General features: G+C 39.9%; 15 protein-coding genes. 14 read left to right on the forward strand and 1 reads right to left on the reverse strand.

Annotation, left to right across the window (positions count from 1 at the left end):
- Nucleotides 1–295: 295 nt before the first annotated feature.
- The 7 genes from rsmH to KPC_RS00035 all read left to right on the forward strand — a co-directional run bounded on the left by rsmH (nt 296) and on the right by KPC_RS00035 (nt 8,319).
- Nucleotides 296–1,222, forward strand: coding sequence for a 16S rRNA (cytosine(1402)-N(4))-methyltransferase RsmH (rsmH, locus tag KPC_RS00005; protein ID WP_121972401.1), 927 nt, complete (start codon nt 296–298; stop codon nt 1,220–1,222).
- Nucleotides 1,219–1,578: a cell division protein FtsL gene (gene ftsL, locus KPC_RS00010; protein WP_121972402.1), complete on the forward strand. Its 360-nt coding sequence runs from the start codon at nt 1,219–1,221 to the stop codon at nt 1,576–1,578. The genes rsmH and ftsL overlap by 4 nt, the downstream gene beginning before the upstream one ends.
- A gap of 12 nt (nt 1,579–1,590) precedes the next feature.
- Nucleotides 1,591–3,408, forward strand: coding sequence for a penicillin-binding protein PBP3 (gene ftsI / locus KPC_RS00015; protein ID WP_121972403.1), 1,818 nt, complete (start codon nt 1,591–1,593; stop codon nt 3,406–3,408).
- A 19-nt stretch (nt 3,409–3,427) separates the two neighbouring features.
- Nucleotides 3,428–4,921, forward strand: coding sequence for a UDP-N-acetylmuramoyl-L-alanyl-D-glutamate--2,6-diaminopimelate ligase (locus KPC_RS00020; protein ID WP_407641958.1), 1,494 nt, complete (start codon nt 3,428–3,430; stop codon nt 4,919–4,921).
- A gap of 9 nt (nt 4,922–4,930) precedes the next feature.
- Nucleotides 4,931–6,325 (forward strand): UDP-N-acetylmuramoyl-tripeptide--D-alanyl-D-alanine ligase, encoded by a 1,395-nt coding sequence (locus KPC_RS00025; protein WP_121972404.1) that lies wholly within the window; start codon nt 4,931–4,933, stop codon nt 6,323–6,325.
- Nucleotides 6,326–7,444 (forward strand): phospho-N-acetylmuramoyl-pentapeptide-transferase, encoded by a 1,119-nt coding sequence (gene mraY, locus KPC_RS00030; protein WP_121972405.1) that lies wholly within the window; start codon nt 6,326–6,328, stop codon nt 7,442–7,444. It begins immediately after the preceding gene.
- Between the two features lie 68 nt (nt 7,445–7,512).
- Nucleotides 7,513–8,319, forward strand: coding sequence for a putative RNA methyltransferase (locus KPC_RS00035; protein ID WP_121972406.1), 807 nt, complete (start codon nt 7,513–7,515; stop codon nt 8,317–8,319).
- A gap of 127 nt (nt 8,320–8,446) precedes the next feature.
- Here KPC_RS00035 and ponA read toward each other — a convergent pair whose 3' ends face one another.
- Nucleotides 8,447–10,990 carry a penicillin-binding protein PBP1a gene (gene ponA / locus KPC_RS00040; protein WP_121972407.1) on the reverse strand — a complete coding sequence of 848 codons (2,544 nt, stop codon included), beginning with the start codon at nt 10,988–10,990 and terminating at the stop codon, nt 8,447–8,449.
- 163 nt (nt 10,991–11,153) lie between these two features.
- Between ponA and KPC_RS00045 the strand changes: the two genes are divergently transcribed.
- The 7 genes from KPC_RS00045 to aroB all read left to right on the forward strand — a co-directional run bounded on the left by KPC_RS00045 (nt 11,154) and on the right by aroB (nt 17,965).
- Nucleotides 11,154–12,212: a pilus assembly protein PilM gene (locus tag KPC_RS00045; protein WP_121972408.1), complete on the forward strand. Its 1,059-nt coding sequence runs from the start codon at nt 11,154–11,156 to the stop codon at nt 12,210–12,212.
- A complete protein-coding gene (locus KPC_RS00050; RefSeq protein WP_121972409.1) occupies nt 12,212–12,844 on the forward strand; it encodes a PilN domain-containing protein in 633 nt (210 codons plus the stop codon). The genes KPC_RS00045 and KPC_RS00050 overlap by 1 nt, the downstream gene beginning before the upstream one ends.
- Nucleotides 12,841–13,539 carry a type IV pilus inner membrane component PilO gene (locus tag KPC_RS00055; protein WP_121972410.1) on the forward strand — a complete coding sequence of 233 codons (699 nt, stop codon included), beginning with the start codon at nt 12,841–12,843 and terminating at the stop codon, nt 13,537–13,539. The genes KPC_RS00050 and KPC_RS00055 overlap by 4 nt, the downstream gene beginning before the upstream one ends.
- Nucleotides 13,536–14,060, forward strand: coding sequence for a pilus assembly protein PilP (locus KPC_RS00060; RefSeq protein WP_121972411.1), 525 nt, complete (start codon nt 13,536–13,538; stop codon nt 14,058–14,060). Before KPC_RS00055 ends, KPC_RS00060 begins: the two co-directional genes overlap by 4 nt.
- Before the next feature lie 78 nt (nt 14,061–14,138).
- On the forward strand, nt 14,139–16,259 hold the full coding sequence (pilQ, locus tag KPC_RS00065; protein ID WP_121972412.1) for a type IV pilus secretin PilQ family protein: 2,121 nt from the start codon (nt 14,139–14,141) through the stop codon (nt 16,257–16,259).
- 51 nt (nt 16,260–16,310) lie between these two features.
- Entirely contained in the window at nt 16,311–16,853 is a 543-nt protein-coding gene (gene aroK, locus KPC_RS00070) for a shikimate kinase AroK (protein ID WP_121972413.1), read from the forward strand.
- Nucleotides 16,854–16,879: 26 nt separating this feature from the next.
- Nucleotides 16,880–17,965: a 3-dehydroquinate synthase gene (aroB, locus tag KPC_RS00075; RefSeq protein WP_121972414.1), complete on the forward strand. Its 1,086-nt coding sequence runs from the start codon at nt 16,880–16,882 to the stop codon at nt 17,963–17,965.

Raw genomic sequence — 17,965 nt, forward strand, 5'->3', positions numbered from 1 at the left:
GATAATGATTAAGTAGCTGGAATGTTTAGACATAAAATATTTTTATAAAGATGGTTCAGGATGAATCAGGTGATAGAACTCTGTTTTAGACATGATCACAGGCTTGCTGATCAGTAAGTGTAGCGTATTTTCGATATAATTTTTCTATAAAAATGGATTGAGTGCCCTATGATTCAACACTAGAAACGGTTTTCTCTATGAAAAGTAATATTTCCGTACAAAAAGTCGTTTGGAGCTTTGGCAAAACAAGGTAATAATGTGCAGTTACATTTTTGAATAAACTGAACTTGTTTTTATGTCTCATATTTCTGTATTACTGAATGAAACTGTTGATGCATTGTTGGCTGATCGGAATACAGGTGTTTATATCGATGGGACATTTGGGCGTGGTGGACATACACGACTTTTGTTATCCAGATTAGATGAAAACTCTCGTGTATATGCCTTTGATAAAGACCCTCAAGCCCTGGCAGTAGGGGCTGACCTCGAACGAGAGGATGCCCGTTTTAAGATTATTCACGCGAGTTTTGCAGATATACTGGATGAGATGCATAAATTAGGGATAACACAGGTTGATGGCGTAATGGCCGATCTGGGAGTGTCTTCTCCACAGCTTGATCAGGCAGAACGCGGCTTTAGTTTTATGCATGATGGTCCACTTGATATGCGTATGGATAATTCTCAGGGGCAAACGGCTGCTGAATGGTTGGTTGAAATCGATGAAGAAGAGCTAGCCAATGTTATTTTTAAATATGGTGAAGAGCGTTATAGCCGTCGTATTGCCAGAGCGATTAAACAGGCCGGATATATTGAAACAACAGCCAAACTTGCTGAAATTGTTAAGGTCGCACATCCAAAGTGGGAAAAGAACAAACATGCAGCTACCCGTACCTTTCAGGCAATCCGTATAGCCATTAACAAAGAGCTAGATGATATTGATGCGTTTTTGCCGCAAGCTGTAGAATTATTAAAACCGGAAGGTCGATTGGCTGTGATTAGTTTTCATTCGTTGGAAGACAGGTTAATCAAACAATTTATACAAAAAGAGTCAACCTTGCCTGAAGATACAGGCTGGGGGATGCCGAGCAAACAAATAGATACACGTCAATTAAAGAAAATTTCTCGTATTCGTGCCAGTGAAGAGGAAGTACGCTTGAATCCACGTTCACGTAGTGCATGGCTTAGAGTTGCGGAACGTTTAAGTTTAAAAGGCGCAGAATGAAAACAGAAACATTGCAAGAAAACACTGAAGATGTCACTGAAACATTACCAAAAAACAGTTTAGGTATAAAAAAGTTTGTTACCTATGCAATATTGGTACTCATGGTTTTTATCAGTGCCATGATGGTGGTATTTCAGATTTTTGAATATCGTAATGATTTTAGGCAATTGAATTCATATATGCGCGAAAAAGAAGATATTAATGCAGAATGGGGACGTTTGCTCATTGAGCAACAAACCTTTGGTGCAACAGCACAAATTGGTACGCGAGCAGTGACTCAATTACGCATGTATTCTCCTCCTGCTGCACAAACTGTAGTGATTTCTTTACCTATGACGTCTCAACAAAAAAACTAAGGCTGCTGTACTATGGTCGATAAGCGAATGAAGCAAACACGTAAAAAACAGCAGTCAATTACGGAAAAACCATCACTTGCCCCTGATATGTGGCGTTTTTATCTGATGTGGGGCGTGGTGCTTTTATGTTTTGTGGTTTTGGTTGCACGTGCATTTTATGTGCAGGTGATCAATAAGGACTTTTTACAAAATAAAGCCAATGCCAAGATTTTAAGAACAGAAAAATTAAAAGCGATGCGTGGAGTAATCAGTGATCGTCATGGCGTGCCTCTGGCAATAAGTACGCCCGTAATGACGATTATTATTGATCCACGTGATTATTTTGAGACTAAACAAGAAAATAAAGAGATATTGGCGCAATTAAAAGAAGAGCCAAACAATCGGAGGCTAAAACGCCAGTTAACCGATAAAAATCTGAATCTGGATGAGTTGGCAGATGTGGTTGGCTTAGATCGTGCAACATTTAAAAAGCAAATGGCTGATCGACCACGCTCCCGTTACTTGGTGCTTAAAAAAGAAGTTCCACCACCACAGGCTGAACTGATTTTAAAAAGGAACTTTGCCGGTGTTTATACAGAAACAAGCTATAAACGTTATTATCCACAGCCTCAGCCGAATGCCCAGATTATTGGCTTAACCAATAATGATGGGGTAGGTATTGAAGGTCTGGAAATGAAGCTGAATAAGCAGCTTGCAGGTGTGGATGGTGAGCAAAAGATTATTCGCGATAAACACGGTAATCGGATTAAAGTTCCGGAGGTAATCCGAGAGGTTGAGTCAGGGAAAAATGTAACGCTGAGTATTGATTCGCGACTGCAATATATTATGTATCGTGAGTTGACAGCTGTAGGTGTTGCTAATAATGCACGTTCAGCGTCAGCTATTGCTGTTGATGTCAAGACTGGTGAAATTCTGGCGATGTCAAGTTGGCCATCTTACAATCCGAATGATAAGGAAGGGTTGAAAAATAAAGATGCCATGCGTAACCGTGGTGCAATTGATATGTTCGAACCAGGCTCGACCATGAAACCTTTCACAGTTGCAGCAGGTTTGGAAAGTGGTAAATACACACCAAATACCATTGTTAATACCAGCCCAGGGTCTATGGTCATTGGTAATCACCTTATTCGTGATACGCATAACTATGGTTCACTGACAGTTACAGGGGTGATTATTAAGTCATCTAACGTTGGTGCAGCAAAAATTGCCTTGTCTATGCCATATTCGACTTTACCAACGTTCTTTAAACGGATCGGTTTTGGTCAACGTTCTGCGGTGAAATTTCCTGGTGAAAGTCCTGGTCTGATTTTGCCACCACGCTTATGGCATGTCTCTGAAATCGGTACAATGGCTTATGGTTATGGTATCAATGCGACCATGCTACAGTTGGCACAAGGTTATGCAATGCTTGCTAATCATGGGATTAAACATGATTTAAGCTTGTATAAGCTTGAAGGCGAAGCTAAAGGAGAGCAGGTTTTATCTCCAAAAATTGCAGATGAAGTACTACTTATGCTGGAACAAGTAACATTGCCTGGCGGTACAGCGACTCAATCAACGATTCCTGGTTATCGTGTAGGTGGTAAAACAGGGACAGCACATAAACTTCGTCCAGATCATAAAGGTTATTCAAATACAGAATATCGTGCTTTATTTGCTGGTGTAGCGCCTATTAGTGATCCACGCTTAGCGATTATTGTTGTCGTGGAGAATCCGCGAGGACAGTACTACGGTGGTTTGGTTGCAGCTCCTGTATTTGCAAAAATTATGCAAGAATCTTTACGTCTAATGAATGTACCTTTAGACAAACCATTAACAGCTCAGAAATAATGGTTTAGGTGAAAAATAAATGATGACTTTACAAGAAATTTATCCTGCAGAAAATCAACTATCGTGGGTAATGAAACCTTTTAATGGCTTTTGTCTGGATAGCCGACAGGTAGAGAAAGGACAGATTTTCATTGCTTTAAATAGCTATTCTCAGCCTGAAAAAACTTTGCAATTTGCTTTAACTGCACTTGAAAAAGGGGCTATCGGGATTGTTTCCGAATCGGATTTAGGTTTGGAAGATGCAATTATATGTGAAGATGTACGTCATAGAATAGGTGAATGGCAAAAACAATATTTACAAAACGTAGATCCAGTTACGCCAGCTCATATTCTTGCTGTTACAGGGACCAATGGAAAAACAACAATTTCACGATTAGTTGCAGAGTTGATAACACTGCAAAAACATCGCTGTGCTGTTATGGGAACAACGGGCAATGGTATTTTGCCAAATCTGGAAGCTTCATCTCATACAACACTGGATGCTTTGCAGTTACAAAATTTATTACATGATTTTGCAAAACAAGGCGCTGAATTTGCTTCTATTGAAGCCAGTTCACACGGTCTGGAACAGGGGCGTTTGAATGGTGTTGATATTGAAGTTGCTGCATATAGTAATTTAAGCCGTGATCATTTGGACTATCATGGAACAATTGAAGCTTATGCGGAAGCAAAATCAAGATTGTTTCAATTTCCATCATTAAAAGTTGCTGTAATCAACATTGATGATGCACATGCCAATATCATGTTGGATGCCGCGAGTAGTAATCCAGCTCATCCTCGTATTTTAACCTATTCCACAACACAAGCTGCTGATTATCAGGTTTTTTCAATTCAGTATAGTATTGCTGGTGCAACTTTCAGATTGAAGTCTCCAAAAGGTGAGTTTGAAGTTAAAAGCCCTTTGCTTGGTCATTTTAATATTGAGAATCTGGTGGCAAGTCTGATTGTTGTTGAACAGGCAGGTTTTGATATTGCAACACTGGTCGCCGATGTAGCCAAGTTAAAAGGTGCACCAGGACGTATGCAGGTCATTCGTGATGATGAGCGCTTATTTGTCGTGGATTATGCGCATACTCCAGATGCCCTTGTTCAGGTTCTAAAGACACTAAAACGTCATACAAATAATCAACTTTGGGCAATTTTTGGTTGTGGTGGTGACCGTGATCGAGGAAAGCGTCCACTTATGACTCAAGCTGCTCTGGATAATGCTGATCCCGTGATTTTGACCTCGGACAATCCACGAACAGAAAACCCTGAACAAATTTTTGCAGATATGAAACAAGGTATTCATTTCGAAGATCATGATGTTAAAGAAATTCATGATCGTCGCGAAGCGATTAAATACGCCGTTAAAAATGCACAATCTGGCGATATTGTTGTTATTGCTGGAAAGGGGCATGAAAACTATCAGGAAATCGATGGCGTACGTCATTGGTTTGATGATGTGGTTGAAGTGCAGTCTGCGATTGATGCACTTCATCACAAACCGAATTCCGCTTATCCTGCTCAATAGGAAAAAGAGATGCATACCTCTACAACCAGTACAGTACCATTAGAGCCATGGACAGCCGCTCAGTTGTTGGATGCAACACAGGGTTACTGGTATCAAGATCAAATCCCGCAAGGGCAAATTAAAAGGATCTTGACTGATTCACGTGATGCTGAAAAGGGTGATGCCTTTCTTGCATTAAAAGGTGAAAGATTTGATGCGCATGATTTTATTGCCCAAGTCGCAGCTTCAGGCTGCGAAGTGGCGATTGTGGATCATCCCATTGAAGCTAATATATGCCAGCTGGTAGTCAAAGATACACGATTAGCATTAGGAGATTTAGGTGCTTATCGTCGTCGTCAATTTCCAAAGTTACAAGTTTTAGCATTGACTGGAAGTAGTGGAAAAACCACAACCAAAGAAATGCTGGGAAGTATTTTATCCCGTTTAGCACCTACTCTGATCACTCGGGGTAACCTGAATAATGATTTGGGTGTGCCCATGATGCTTTTAGAGCTTCGTTCTGAGCACCAATATGCAGTGATGGAGTTAGGAGCGAGCCATAAAGGTGAAATTGATTATACTTCTGATCTGGTAAAGCCTCATGTTGCTGGTATCTTAAATATTGGTACAGCACATTTAGGTGAATTTGGTGGGCGTGATGGTATCTGTCATGCCAAATCGGAAATTTATGCCAATATTGATGCATCTGGTACATCAATCATTCCTGCTTCTGATGATTTTACAGACAATATTCGTAATGCTGTACGCACTGTTAAAACCTTAAGTTTTGGAATGGGTGGAGATGTATATGCTACAGATGTGAAGCTGCACCCTCAATCAGCAGAATTTAAAATTCATACCCCTGAAGGTGTACGTGACATTAACCTGCCATTTGCAGGTTTGCATAATGTGCACAATGCAGAAGCAGCAACAGCCTTCGCTCTGGCAATAGGGGTTGAACTGGATGATATCATTTATGGTCTGGAACAAGCCCAAGGTGCCAAAGGCCGTTTAAACTTTATCTCTAAAAATCAACATTTATTGATTGATGACACCTACAATGCCAATCCGACATCAATGCGTGCTGCTGCTGAAGTATTATCGCAACAACAAGGGATTAAGGTTATGGTGATGGGAGACATTGGTGAGCTTGGAGAGAGTAGTCATCAAGAACATCACGATTTGGGACATGATGTGGTAAAATTACCTATCGACTATGTTGTTGCCGTTGGTGAGTTTTCAAATGCCACGTCAGATGGCGCTGCATCAGACAAATTAAAAGCTTTTGCGACTCAAGCAGAAGCGCTTTCTTATTTACTAACATTAGTTCAAAAACATCAACCCCAGTCCATGAGTTTCCTATTCAAGGGTTCTCGTTATACCCATATGGAAACGTTGATGGCTGATTTGATGGAGAAACTCTAAATGCTGTTATGGTTATTTGAACATTTGGCGGGCTATAACAGCACGTTTCAGGTTGTTCGGTACTTGTCCTTACGTGCTTTGTTGAGCGTATTGACCTCGCTTGCAATAGGTCTGGTTTTAGGACCTATCATGATCCGTAAACTTCAGGCTTTAAAATATGGACAAGCGGTAAGCTCTTACGCACCAGAAAACCATGCTAAAAAAATGGGTACTCCGACTATGGGGGGGATTTTAATTCTCCTTTCTATCGGGATTAGCACATTACTTTGGGCAGATCTGTCTAACCCATATGTCTGGATTGTACTGGCTGTTATGGTGATTTTTGGCGCAGTAGGCTGGGCAGATGACTGGATCAAAATTCGCTATAAGGACAATGCAGGTCTACCTGCGCGGAAAAAATTCTTTTGGACCTCTGTCGGATCTTTAGGTGCGGGTATTGCACTGTATGTGATTGCGACACATCAATCCAATCCTGCTTATACTGCAGATATGCTGGATTTGTTGATTCCGTTTTTTAAACATTTGAGTATCCCGTTCTCGGCTATCCCTTTAGGTATTGGTTTCATTATCTTTACTTATCTGGTGATCAATGGTGCATCCAATGCCGTAAACCTAACAGATGGTTTAGATGGCTTGGCTATTATGCCAATTGTATTGGTTGCAGCTGGTCTAGGGGTGTTTGCTTATCTGGCAGGTGATATCCGTTTTGCGAACTACCTACATATTCCTTATGTGAAATATACTTCGGAACTGGTCGTGATTTGCTCTGCAATGATCGGGGCAGGGCTGGCATTCCTTTGGTATAACGCCCATCCAGCGCAAATTTTCATGGGAGATGTTGGTGCATTAGCACTAGGTGCGATGCTTGGTACGATGGCTGTTATGGTTCGTCAAGAAATTGTATTTGCAATCATGGGTGGTGTATTCGTCGTTGAAGCCATTTCTGTATTCTTGCAAATCGGTTCACTCCGTATGCGTAACAAACGTGTATTTTTGATGGCACCTTTACACCATCATTATGAAAAAAAGGGGTGGCGTGAAACACAGGTGGTGATTCGTTTCTGGATTATCACAATTATGCTGGTAGTTTTGGGACTAATGACTTTAAAATTACGTTAAGCAAAAGCTGCTTGGAAAAGTCGGCATCTGCCGGCTTTTTTATGCAGGGTTGAATCTTGGAGTGGAAAATGAACCTGTTGATGTGTCCTGTATGTCGTGAAGCATTAAGCTTGGACGCAAGAACTTGGAGATGTATCAATAAACATAGTTACGATATTGCTAAGCAAGGCTATGTCAATCTACATGTGGTTCAACATAAACATAGTAAAAACCCAGGCGACACGCCAGAATCGGTTCAGGCGAGACGTGCATTTTTAAGTGCAGGTTTTTATCAACCATTACAGCAGGCAGTGATTGAAAAAATACGTGAATTGCGTATTGAAAATCTACTTGATATTGGTTGTGGTGAAGGTTATTACACGAATGCCATGCAAGCAGAAGTCATGCAATGCGTGGGAGTCGATATCGCAAAAAATGCGGTTCAGGTTGCAGCTAAGCTCAATAAAGACGTGACTTGGGTAGTAGGTACGGGCGCAACATTACCTGTACTTGATCATTCTATTGATCTATGTAGTAGTTTGTTTAGTCCAATTCCAGAACAAGAAATATTAAGGGTTCTGAAAAATAATGGCTTGCTTATGGTGGTTACTCCTGCTCCAGATCATCTTTATGCCATGCGTGAGGCGTTGTTTGATGAAGTTAAACCACATGAACCATATAAGTTTGTTGATCAACTTTCTAATCATTTTGAGTTGGTTGAACAGCCAGTGATTGAGTCTGAGTTTGAGCTAAATCAGGAGCAGTTAAAAAACCTGATCGCGATGACACCATATGCCTATAAAGCAAAAGCAGATAGACGTATTGAACTAGAAAAACATGAGAAATTTAAATTAAAAGCGGCTTTTCAAATGTATTTGTTTAAAAAGAAAGATTAGTTTTTATATTTGAAAACGATTGTAATACGCGTGATATGTTGTGCAAGATATTTGATATGCACAGAGCCTCGGGATTTTGAATCAATCATCAATAAAAAACTGCCATTACGGCAGTTTTTTTATTGAGCTATTGAACTTCATTAATCAGATTCTCAAGTGAGTCTCTTGTGGGCTGGGTTTCACGCTTTTGCGGAGAAACAGAATTTACATTTGAATTTGCTGGAGGAGTGGCAGTGGTTGCATTTCCATCATCAGGCAAGTCATCAAAATCATTGCCTGGCTCACGAGTTTCTACTGGCGCAGGTCTATAGATCGGGCGAGCGAGTGGAGGAGATGAGCGGTAGTCATCTTGACGGGTTTCGATTTGGTGTTGACCACGTTGTTCACGTGAAACAGGTGCTTTGGCATTTTTATCAAAATGAACCCAGGAAGATGGAGTTCCTTGTAGTGATTTACCCATAAAGTTCGTCCAGATAGGTAATGCTGCCACACCACCATATTCTCGGCGTCCTAGTGTTGTTGGCTGATCAAAACCAACCCAGGCAATAGCAACCAATTTTCCATTGAAGCCTGCAAACCAGGCATCTTTTGCATCATTGGTTGTCCCTGTTTTACCTCCAATATCATCACGACCAATTTTGAGTGCAGCACGACCTGTACCGTGGACAATTACATCATGCAGGATGTTAGACATATCAAAAGCAGATTGTGATTTCAGGATACGCGGTGCTTGTCGATATTTACTGTCAACAACAGCAACCTCTTTTTTGTTATTGTCTACAGTTTTCTTGGTCACAAGAAATGCTTCATCATCTGGTGTAATCGCATCTTTATCATCAGTTGTATCATCCGGTTGGTTGATACAAGAAATACATGCATATTCAGGATTTGACTCAAAAATGACTTTGCCATAAGCATCTTCAATGCGGCTTATAAAGTGAGGTTGAATACGATAACCGCCATTGGCGAAAGTGGCATAACCTGTCGCCATTTGCACTGGCAAAACTTGAGGTGTTCCTAGAGCGATAGTGAAGTTGCGAGGAATCTGATCTTCTTGCAAACCGAAATCCATTAACAGTTGACGTGCCCGTTCAACTCCGACGCTTTGTAACAGGCGAACAGATACGGTGTTGCGTGATAAATACAAAGCCCGACGTAAAGGGATCATCCCGAGATAACGTCCATCAGAGTTTCTGGGTGTCCATTTCCCGATAGTGATGGGACTGTCATTGACCATAGTATAAGGAGTCATTCCGCGCTCTAAAGCCAGCGCATAAATGAAGGGTTTAATGGTGGAGCCTGGCTGACGCCAACCCTGTAATGCACGGTTAAAACGGGATTGATAAAAATTATATCCGCCAACAACGGCTTCGATCGCACCATTATTTGGATTTAAGGCAATGAGTTGTCCTTGTACTTTTGGAACCTGAACCAAAGACCATGACGTTTTGGTTTCATTGGGACGTAGACGAATAATATCCTTCACCTTAACAATCTGGGATGCTCTGCTTGGTGCACCACCAACGGCATTGGCGTTAATATATTTTCTTGCCCAAGACATTCCTGACCATGGAACAGTAACGATAGAACCATCTTGCATTTTCGCATCAAAAGTGCTTGTTCCAACTTTTACAACTTCTGCCGGATAGGTGTTCGCATATTGCATGAATTCATTTAACGGTTTGTCATGTGCTTCCGCTCCACGCCATCCGTGTCTGCGATCATAAGCCTCTAGGCCATCTTGAACAGATTTTTCTGCATATTCCTGACGTTTGCTATCGATAGTTGTATAAACTTTATAACCGGAATCAACTGCTTGTTCACCAAACTTTTCAACTAATTCGGAACGAACCATCTCGCCCACATAAGGGAATTTGTTGCTAAGACTACGATCAGGCATACTTAGATTTAATGGCTCAGCCACGCCTTGTTGATACTGGGTTTGATTGATATAACCCAATTGCAACATACGACCCAAAATCCAGTTACGGCGTTCGAGCGCACGTTCTGGATTTACAACAGGGTTATATTTTGATGGCGCTTTAGGAAGTCCTGCAATCATGGCCATTTGAGCAATCGAGAGTTGATCCAGGTTTTTGTTATAGTAGATTTTGGCTGCTGCGGCGATACCGTAGGCATTTTTCCCCAGGAAAATTTTATTTACGTAGAGTGTTAAGATATCTTCTTTTGATAAATTTTGTTCAATCTTACGTGCCAGAAAAACTTCAGTTAATTTACGTTTTAATGTACGTTCAGGGGTCAAGTAATAGTTTTTTGCTACCTGCATGGTAATGGTTGAGCCACCTGTCTGTACATTTGATCCCGTCACACTTTCACTTAAAGCACGACCTAAGCCTTTAAAGCTAATCCCGCTATGTTCGAAAAAAGAAGAATCTTCAGCAGCGAGGAAGGCGTGGATAAAGGTTGGAGGAATTTGTTTATATTCAACAGGCACAGAAAGTTTGCCGCCATATTCAGCAATAAGCTGATTATCTGCAGAATAAACCTGCAATGGTTTTAATAGTGGTGCTTTTTTTAATGAACTCATCTCAGGTAAAGATGGAGCAATATAGAGATACATTCCATAAAAACCCATAGGAATTGCGACTAACACTATAATTAATAGCAAAAAAATAGGGTGAATACGGCCTGAAGATGATAGCTTTTTCATAACAAGTAAGTTTTAATAGGAGCTAATGGCAAACTAATTATGGGTCAGTATAGCTTCTCATATCGCGGATTGTTAGATGACTTATTGTATCCGCAACAAAAAATTAAGACCGTAACCGATTAGTTTGCATTTATTTGGGGATAAAAATAATAGGAATCGTATTGTGCTTAAATTATATCGTAAGCCAAATATGGGACTTCTAGGAGTAGACATTAGTTCTACTTCCGTTAAGTTACTTGAACTCTCATTGAAAAATGGGCGTTATTGGGTTGAAAGTTATGGGTTATGCCCTCTGGCCGAAGGTAGTGTTGTTGAAAAAAATATTTTAAATACCGATGCCGTTGCTGATGCATTAGAGCGAGCGATCAACATTGCAAATCCACAATCATCCAAAGCAGCCATTGCTGTACCCAACTCTATGGTGATGACTAAAACTATAGAAATGGATGCAGACATGACCGATGATGAGCGGGAAGTCCAGATACGTATGGATGCAGAGCAATATATTCCATATCCACTTGATGAGGTAAGTCTGGATTTTGAGGTTACGACCGAGCCAGCAGCGCATCCAGACCGGGTTAATGTACTACTGGTTGCTACCCGAACAGAGAACATTGACAGTAGAACAGAGGTTTTAAGCTTGGCTGGTCTTAAACCTCAGGTTGTTGATGTTGAAAGTTATGCTTTAGAGAGGGCTTTGGCAATCTTTTCTGACACCTTGCCTTTAGGGGTAAACATGGTGGCAATACTGGACATCGGGCATACAATGACAACACTTTCCGTCATGCATAATGGTAAAATTATATATACGCGTGAACAGGTTTTTGGTGGAAAGTTACTGACTCAGGATGTGCAGAATCGTTATGGGTTATCTTTTGATGAAGCTGGCCGGGCAAAAAAAATGCGCACTTTGCCTGATGATTATGAGTCGGAAGTACTGATGCCATTTTTAGAGTCCGTTGTTCAGCAAACAGCACGATCACTGCAGTTTTTCTTTTCATCTTCACAATATAATGAAATTGACCATATTTTATTGGCAGGTGGTAATGCCAACATTCAAGGGCTTTCAAAACTATTACAACAAAAGCTGGGTTACCGGGTAACCATTGCCAATCCATTTTTACAAATGGGTTTTTCACCGCAAATTGATTTAAAAAAGATAGAAAATGATGCGCCTTCTTTACTGGTGGCTTGCGGGTTAGCGTTAAGGGGATTTGATTAATGGCAAAAATAAACTTACTCCCGTGGCGTGAAGAGCTACGAGAGCAAAGAAAAAAGCAATTTATTCTTACTTGTATTGGGGTATCTGTTGTTGGTCTTTTGGTTGTTGTACTGATGTGGTTTATTAATGATTACCGTCTTCGTGATCAGGAGCAGGCCAATCAGCTGATCCAGAGCCGTAATCAGGGGCTGGATGCTGAATTAAAATCTTTAGATGGTTTGCATGAAAAACGTGATGCAATTATTGAAAGAATGAAATTGATCCAGGGCTTAGAGAGTCAACGCCCAGTTTCGGTGCGTTTATTTGATGAGCTTGCTAGAGTTACACCTGCAAATGTATACCTAACTAAATTTACCCGAACAGATAATAAATTTACGATTGAAGGAAAAGCCGAAAGTCCAAATGCAGTAGCAGACTTTATGCGGGCATTAGGGGCTTCACAGTGGTATCGCAATGTTTTTATGAGTTCATTTGTGGCATATGATGAAAGTAAAAACAAAGAAGAAAGTTCAGTTGTTCCTCGTGTTGAAGAAAAATATGGCAGCTTCATTGTTACTGCAGATTTGGGGGAAATCGCAGTGATGACATCTGAAATGCCTGCAGCTCAACATCAGGCGGAGGTGAAAAAATGAGTTCAAAAAAATTGGATAATTTAAACACCGAAGCACAAGTCAATAAAAAAGCAAAGCTGTCATTAAATCAGTTTTTCAAACAGTTTAATTCACTGGACATGAACAACTATGGTGCTTGGTCTTTTTCAGTCAAACTGACATGCTGGATTTTAATCTTTCTGTGCATTTTTTTTGTTGGTTTTCTATTGGTCATTCAGCCAAAATTAAATGATATTTCAATTGCTCAGGCACAACAAGCCAATTTGTTAAAAGAGTTTAAAGAGAAAGATTCAAAACTCAGAAATTTGCAACTCTACCAAAATCAGCTTCAGGAAATGGAAGCTAAGTTTAATCAGCAACTGCAACAGCTTCCGAAAGAAACTGAAATACCAAGTCTGGTTCAGGATATCAATGAGGCAGGTGTTCATTCTGGATTGAAGTTCAAAAATATTCGATTGGAAAATGAGGTTAAGCAAGAGATTTTCATTGAGCAGCCTATTTCCATTGAGATTACAGGTGATTACCAATCTTTTGGTGCTTTCGTTTCTGCAATTGCCGCTCTACCTCGCATTGTTACTTTGCATGATTTTGTTATTTCTACAGCCGAGAATCCGAAGAAAAAATCTGATATTCCAGAGATTGAATATTCTGTAAAAGCAAAAACTTATCGTTACATCGGTGAACAAGAAAAGAATACAGAGGAGAAGCCTGAATGAGCTTTACAAAAGTGATTTTTATTTTTCTTCTGGGGGGATTGTTCGCAGGGTGTGATTCGAAAATCGACACTGTTAACAAAGAAATGGCAAAAATTCATGCTGAAAAACCTATGATGATAGAACCTGCACCAGAATTTGAGGTTGTGCCATCATTTAGTTATTCAGCGGGACATTTGAGAAGCCCTTTTATTCCAAGTTCTCTAGCCAATGAACTTAAGGCAATGGAAGGTAAACGCGTTTATCCAGATTTTTCGAGACAGCCACAATCGCTTGAAAAGTATCCTTTAGAAAGTTTGAAAATGAAAGGAACCCTGAAAAATAAATCAGGTCCTGTCGTTGCACTGATTCAGGCACCTGATGGTGAAGTAGAACGTGTGAAAGTTGGAAATTATATGGGGTTAAATCAGGGGCGGATTGTGAATATTACAGCACAACGAGTTGATTTATTAGAAGTGGTTCCAGATGGTCGTGATGGTTATATTGAACGTCCTCGGACATTGGTTTTACTCAGTGTAAAATAGATTTTTATTTTTAAATTATTGATTATTTTTAACAATTAGAAAACAAATTTTTGACAGTTTATTGGGGAATACGCAGTAATGAATGTTCATATTCGGCAATGTATTTTGTCTGCAATCGCTATGGCAGTCATGCCAGTATCAATGGCTCAAGTCAGCATATTGAACGTAGTTCCTATGCAGATTCCAGATCAAGGAACAGAAATTCGAGTAATTTTTAATGGAATTCCTCCCGAGCCTAAAGCCTATCAATTAGATGAGCCTGCCCGACTTATTCTTGACTTTGAAAACACTCGGCAAATCATGTCGAAAAAGAATATTACACTTTCAAGCCCTGAGGCTAAATCAGTAGATATGATGGCTGATGATAAGCGAACAAGAATGACGATTAATCTAAGTCATAATCGTTCTGCTTTCACTACTCGTGTAGAGGGCAATACATTTATCCTGAAAATTAATAATTCGGCAAATGTTGTCCCCAAATTCCAGCAGAGTGCTTCTGAAAAAAGTAAGGGTATTTCAAATATTTCTTTCAAAAGAGGAAATGTTGGGGAGGGATTGGTGCTGGTTGATTTGCTTGGTACAAATACTCCTGTTGATGTACAGCAACAAGGGAGTAAGGTGCTGATCAGATTACTTGGACATAAAATTCCGGCACATCTGAATCGACGAATGGATGTTAATGATTTTGCAACACCTGTCCGTACCATTGATGCCTATAATGAAGGGTCAAATGGCATTATTAGTATTCAATCAAATGAAAGCTATGAATATATGGCATTTCAGGCTGAAAATAAACTGACAGTGAGTTTGAAACGCCCAGAAGATCGTGCAACTTTGAAAAACAGGTCTGCTATTTATAGTGGCAAAAAATTATCTCTGGATTTTCAGGATATAGAAGTTCGTAGAGTGTTGCAGTTACTTGCTGACTTTACTGGTATTAATATGGTTGCTGCTGATTCTGTTCAAGGCAATATAACTTTGAAATTGAAAGATGTACCTTGGGATCAGGCACTGGATATTATTTTAAAAACAAAAAGTCTGGATAAGCGACGTAATGGTGATGTGATTTGGATTGCACCTGTAACTGAATTGATAAAATCTGAAGCTGAGGAAGCAAAAGCAATAGAGCAAAGTATAAAGCTGGCGCCACTGCAAACCGAGTTTATTACATTGAAGTATGCAAAAGCAGCTGATATTGAGAAGTTGATCAGTAAAGAAACAAGATCAACAACCAGTAGTGAAAGTGGTAATGGTCAGAATATTACTTCTGAAACCAATGCCTCTCTTTTAAGCCCAAGAGGAAGTGTCTCAACAGATACTCGCACCAATACATTAATTTTACATGATACAGCAGCAAAAATTGATCAGATTCGAAAAATGATTGATTTGCTGGATGTTGCTGTAAAACAGGTCATGGTTGAAGCGCGTATTGTTCGGGCAACAACGGATTTCACCAAAGAAATGGGGGTGAAATGGGGCATACTCTCCCAAGGTATTACTAAGAATAGTGATCTGCTGGTAGGGGGGAGTGAAACAACGCTATGGGATCTTCGTGATCCTAAAAAAGATAGTGAGTCAGGGGGCTGGAAATATACAATTAGTCGCCCAGATAATCTGAATGTGGATTTAGGTGTATCAACAACAGGGGCGAGTAAAATTGCTTTTGGTTTGATCAGCTTGTCGGATTTTATGTTGGATCTCGAGCTATCTGCCTTACAGGCTGATGGTTTTGCCGAGATTATTTCTACTCCAAAAGTTTTGACCGCAGACAAACAAAAAGCCAAAGTTGCATCAGGTCAGGAAATACCTTATCAAACTACAACCAATTCAGGTAGTGGGTCAAGTACAGACACTTCATTTAAACAGGCATTATTGAGTTTGGATGTTACACCAAGCATTACTCCTGATGGGAAAGTACAGTTACAGCTCAACATTACCAATGATTCAAATGGTGGAACTGCACCAAATGGTGAAATTATTTTAAATAAGAATGAAATCAACACTAATGTGTTGGTGGATAACGGTGAAACAGTGGTCTTAGGTGGAATTTTTGAACAGACGACAAAAAGCAAACAAACAAAAGTACCATTACTTGGTGATATTCCAGTGTTAGGACATTTATTTAGAAAAGATGAGAAAGTTGACAATAAAAGTGAGCTTTTGATTTTTGTCACACCGAGAATTGTTAATGACAGGTAAAGCATAAATCATTAATATACTTTTAATGAAAGCAATTCAATAGGTGACTCCTTGCCAAGCAAAGAGTTTGAAACCCTGCCAAATATATATTTGGTAGGGCCCATGGGAGCTGGAAAAACCACAGTTGGAAGACATTTAGCAGAACTGTTAGGGCGTGAATTTCTAGATAGCGATCATGAAATTGAGCGTAAGACAGGTGCATCTATTCCCTGGATTTTTGAAAAAGAAGGGGAACAGGGGTTTCGCTCGCGTGAAACAATCGTAATAGATGATTTAACGTCACGTAAACAGTTAGTTGTGGCAACAGGTGGTGGGGCTGTTACGCAGTCAAAAAATCGCGAATTTCTAAAAAATCGTGGAATTGTGATTTATCTTTATACCCCTGTGGAGATCCAGTTACAACGGACTTACCGAGATAAAAATAGACCACTTCTACAGGTGGAAAATCCTGAACAAAAGCTTCAGGATTTACTTAAAATTCGCGACCCCTTATATAGAGATGTTGCACATTATATTATTGAAACAAATCAAGGTGCAGCGAGAGATCTTGCCCAGAGAATTTTTCAATTGATTATTTCGAAAGAATTATGTTGAACCCAGTTTTATTGGTTTAGGAAAAAATGCAGACTTTATTTGTTGAACTAGGTGAACGTCGTTATCCCATTTTCATTGGGAGTGATTTAAATCCAGCAGAATTACTTGCGCCCTATATTAAGGGCAAGCAAGTGATGATTGTGACTAATGACACAGTTAAACCACTTTATTTAAATCATTATCTGGATGCAGTTCAATCTTTAGGCAAGTCTGTTGCTACCTGTGTTTTACCTGATGGTGAAAAATACAAAAACATTCAACATTTAAATTTGATTTTTGATGCTTTGCTCGAAGCTGGGTTTAATAGAGATTGCACTGTCTTGGCTTTAGGTGGTGGTGTCATTGGTGATATGGCAGGTTTTGCATCTGCCTGTTTCCAGCGTGGCGTGTATTTTATCCAGATTCCAACAACACTCTTGTCTCAAGTTGATTCCAGTGTTGGTGGAAAAACAGGTATTAACCATCCGCTTGGTAAAAATATGATTGGGGCATTTAAACAGCCAGAAGTGGTGATGGCTGATATGTCCCAACTTAAAACACTCCCAGAGAGAGAGCTTTCTGCTGGTCTTGCTGAAGTCATTAAGTATGCATTTTTAGGTGATGTGGAGTTTTTGCATTGGCTTGAACAAAATATGGATGGTCTGGTTGCCCGTGATCCATTGTTACTGGCGGAAGCAGTTTATCGGTCTTGTGCCCATAAAGCACGCATTGTAGCAAATGATGAGAAAGAACAGGGTGAGCGTGCCTTGCTTAATCTGGGACACACATTTGGTCATGCTATTGAATCTTACATGGGGTACGGTGTTTGGTTACATGGTGAAGCTGTAGCAACGGGTATGGTGATGGCTGCTGATTTGTCTCATCGAATGGGATGGATTTCAGCGGAGGATTTGGAGCGTACAAAAAAAATCTTACAACGAGCACATTTACCTGTAGCATGTCCGAAAATTCCAATAGATGAATTTTTGGCATATATGTCACACGATAAAAAAGTGTTAAATGGTCAGCTACGTCTTGTTTTACTAAAAAAGCTAGGACAAGCGATTATTACAAAAGACTTCGATATCGAATTAATGAAACAAGCTATTTTAGCTAATCAATTGAGTGCATAG

Origin of the sequence: Acinetobacter stercoris, from assembly GCF_900323515.1 — a bacterium.
Classification (GTDB): domain Bacteria; phylum Pseudomonadota; class Gammaproteobacteria; order Pseudomonadales; family Moraxellaceae; genus Acinetobacter; species Acinetobacter stercoris.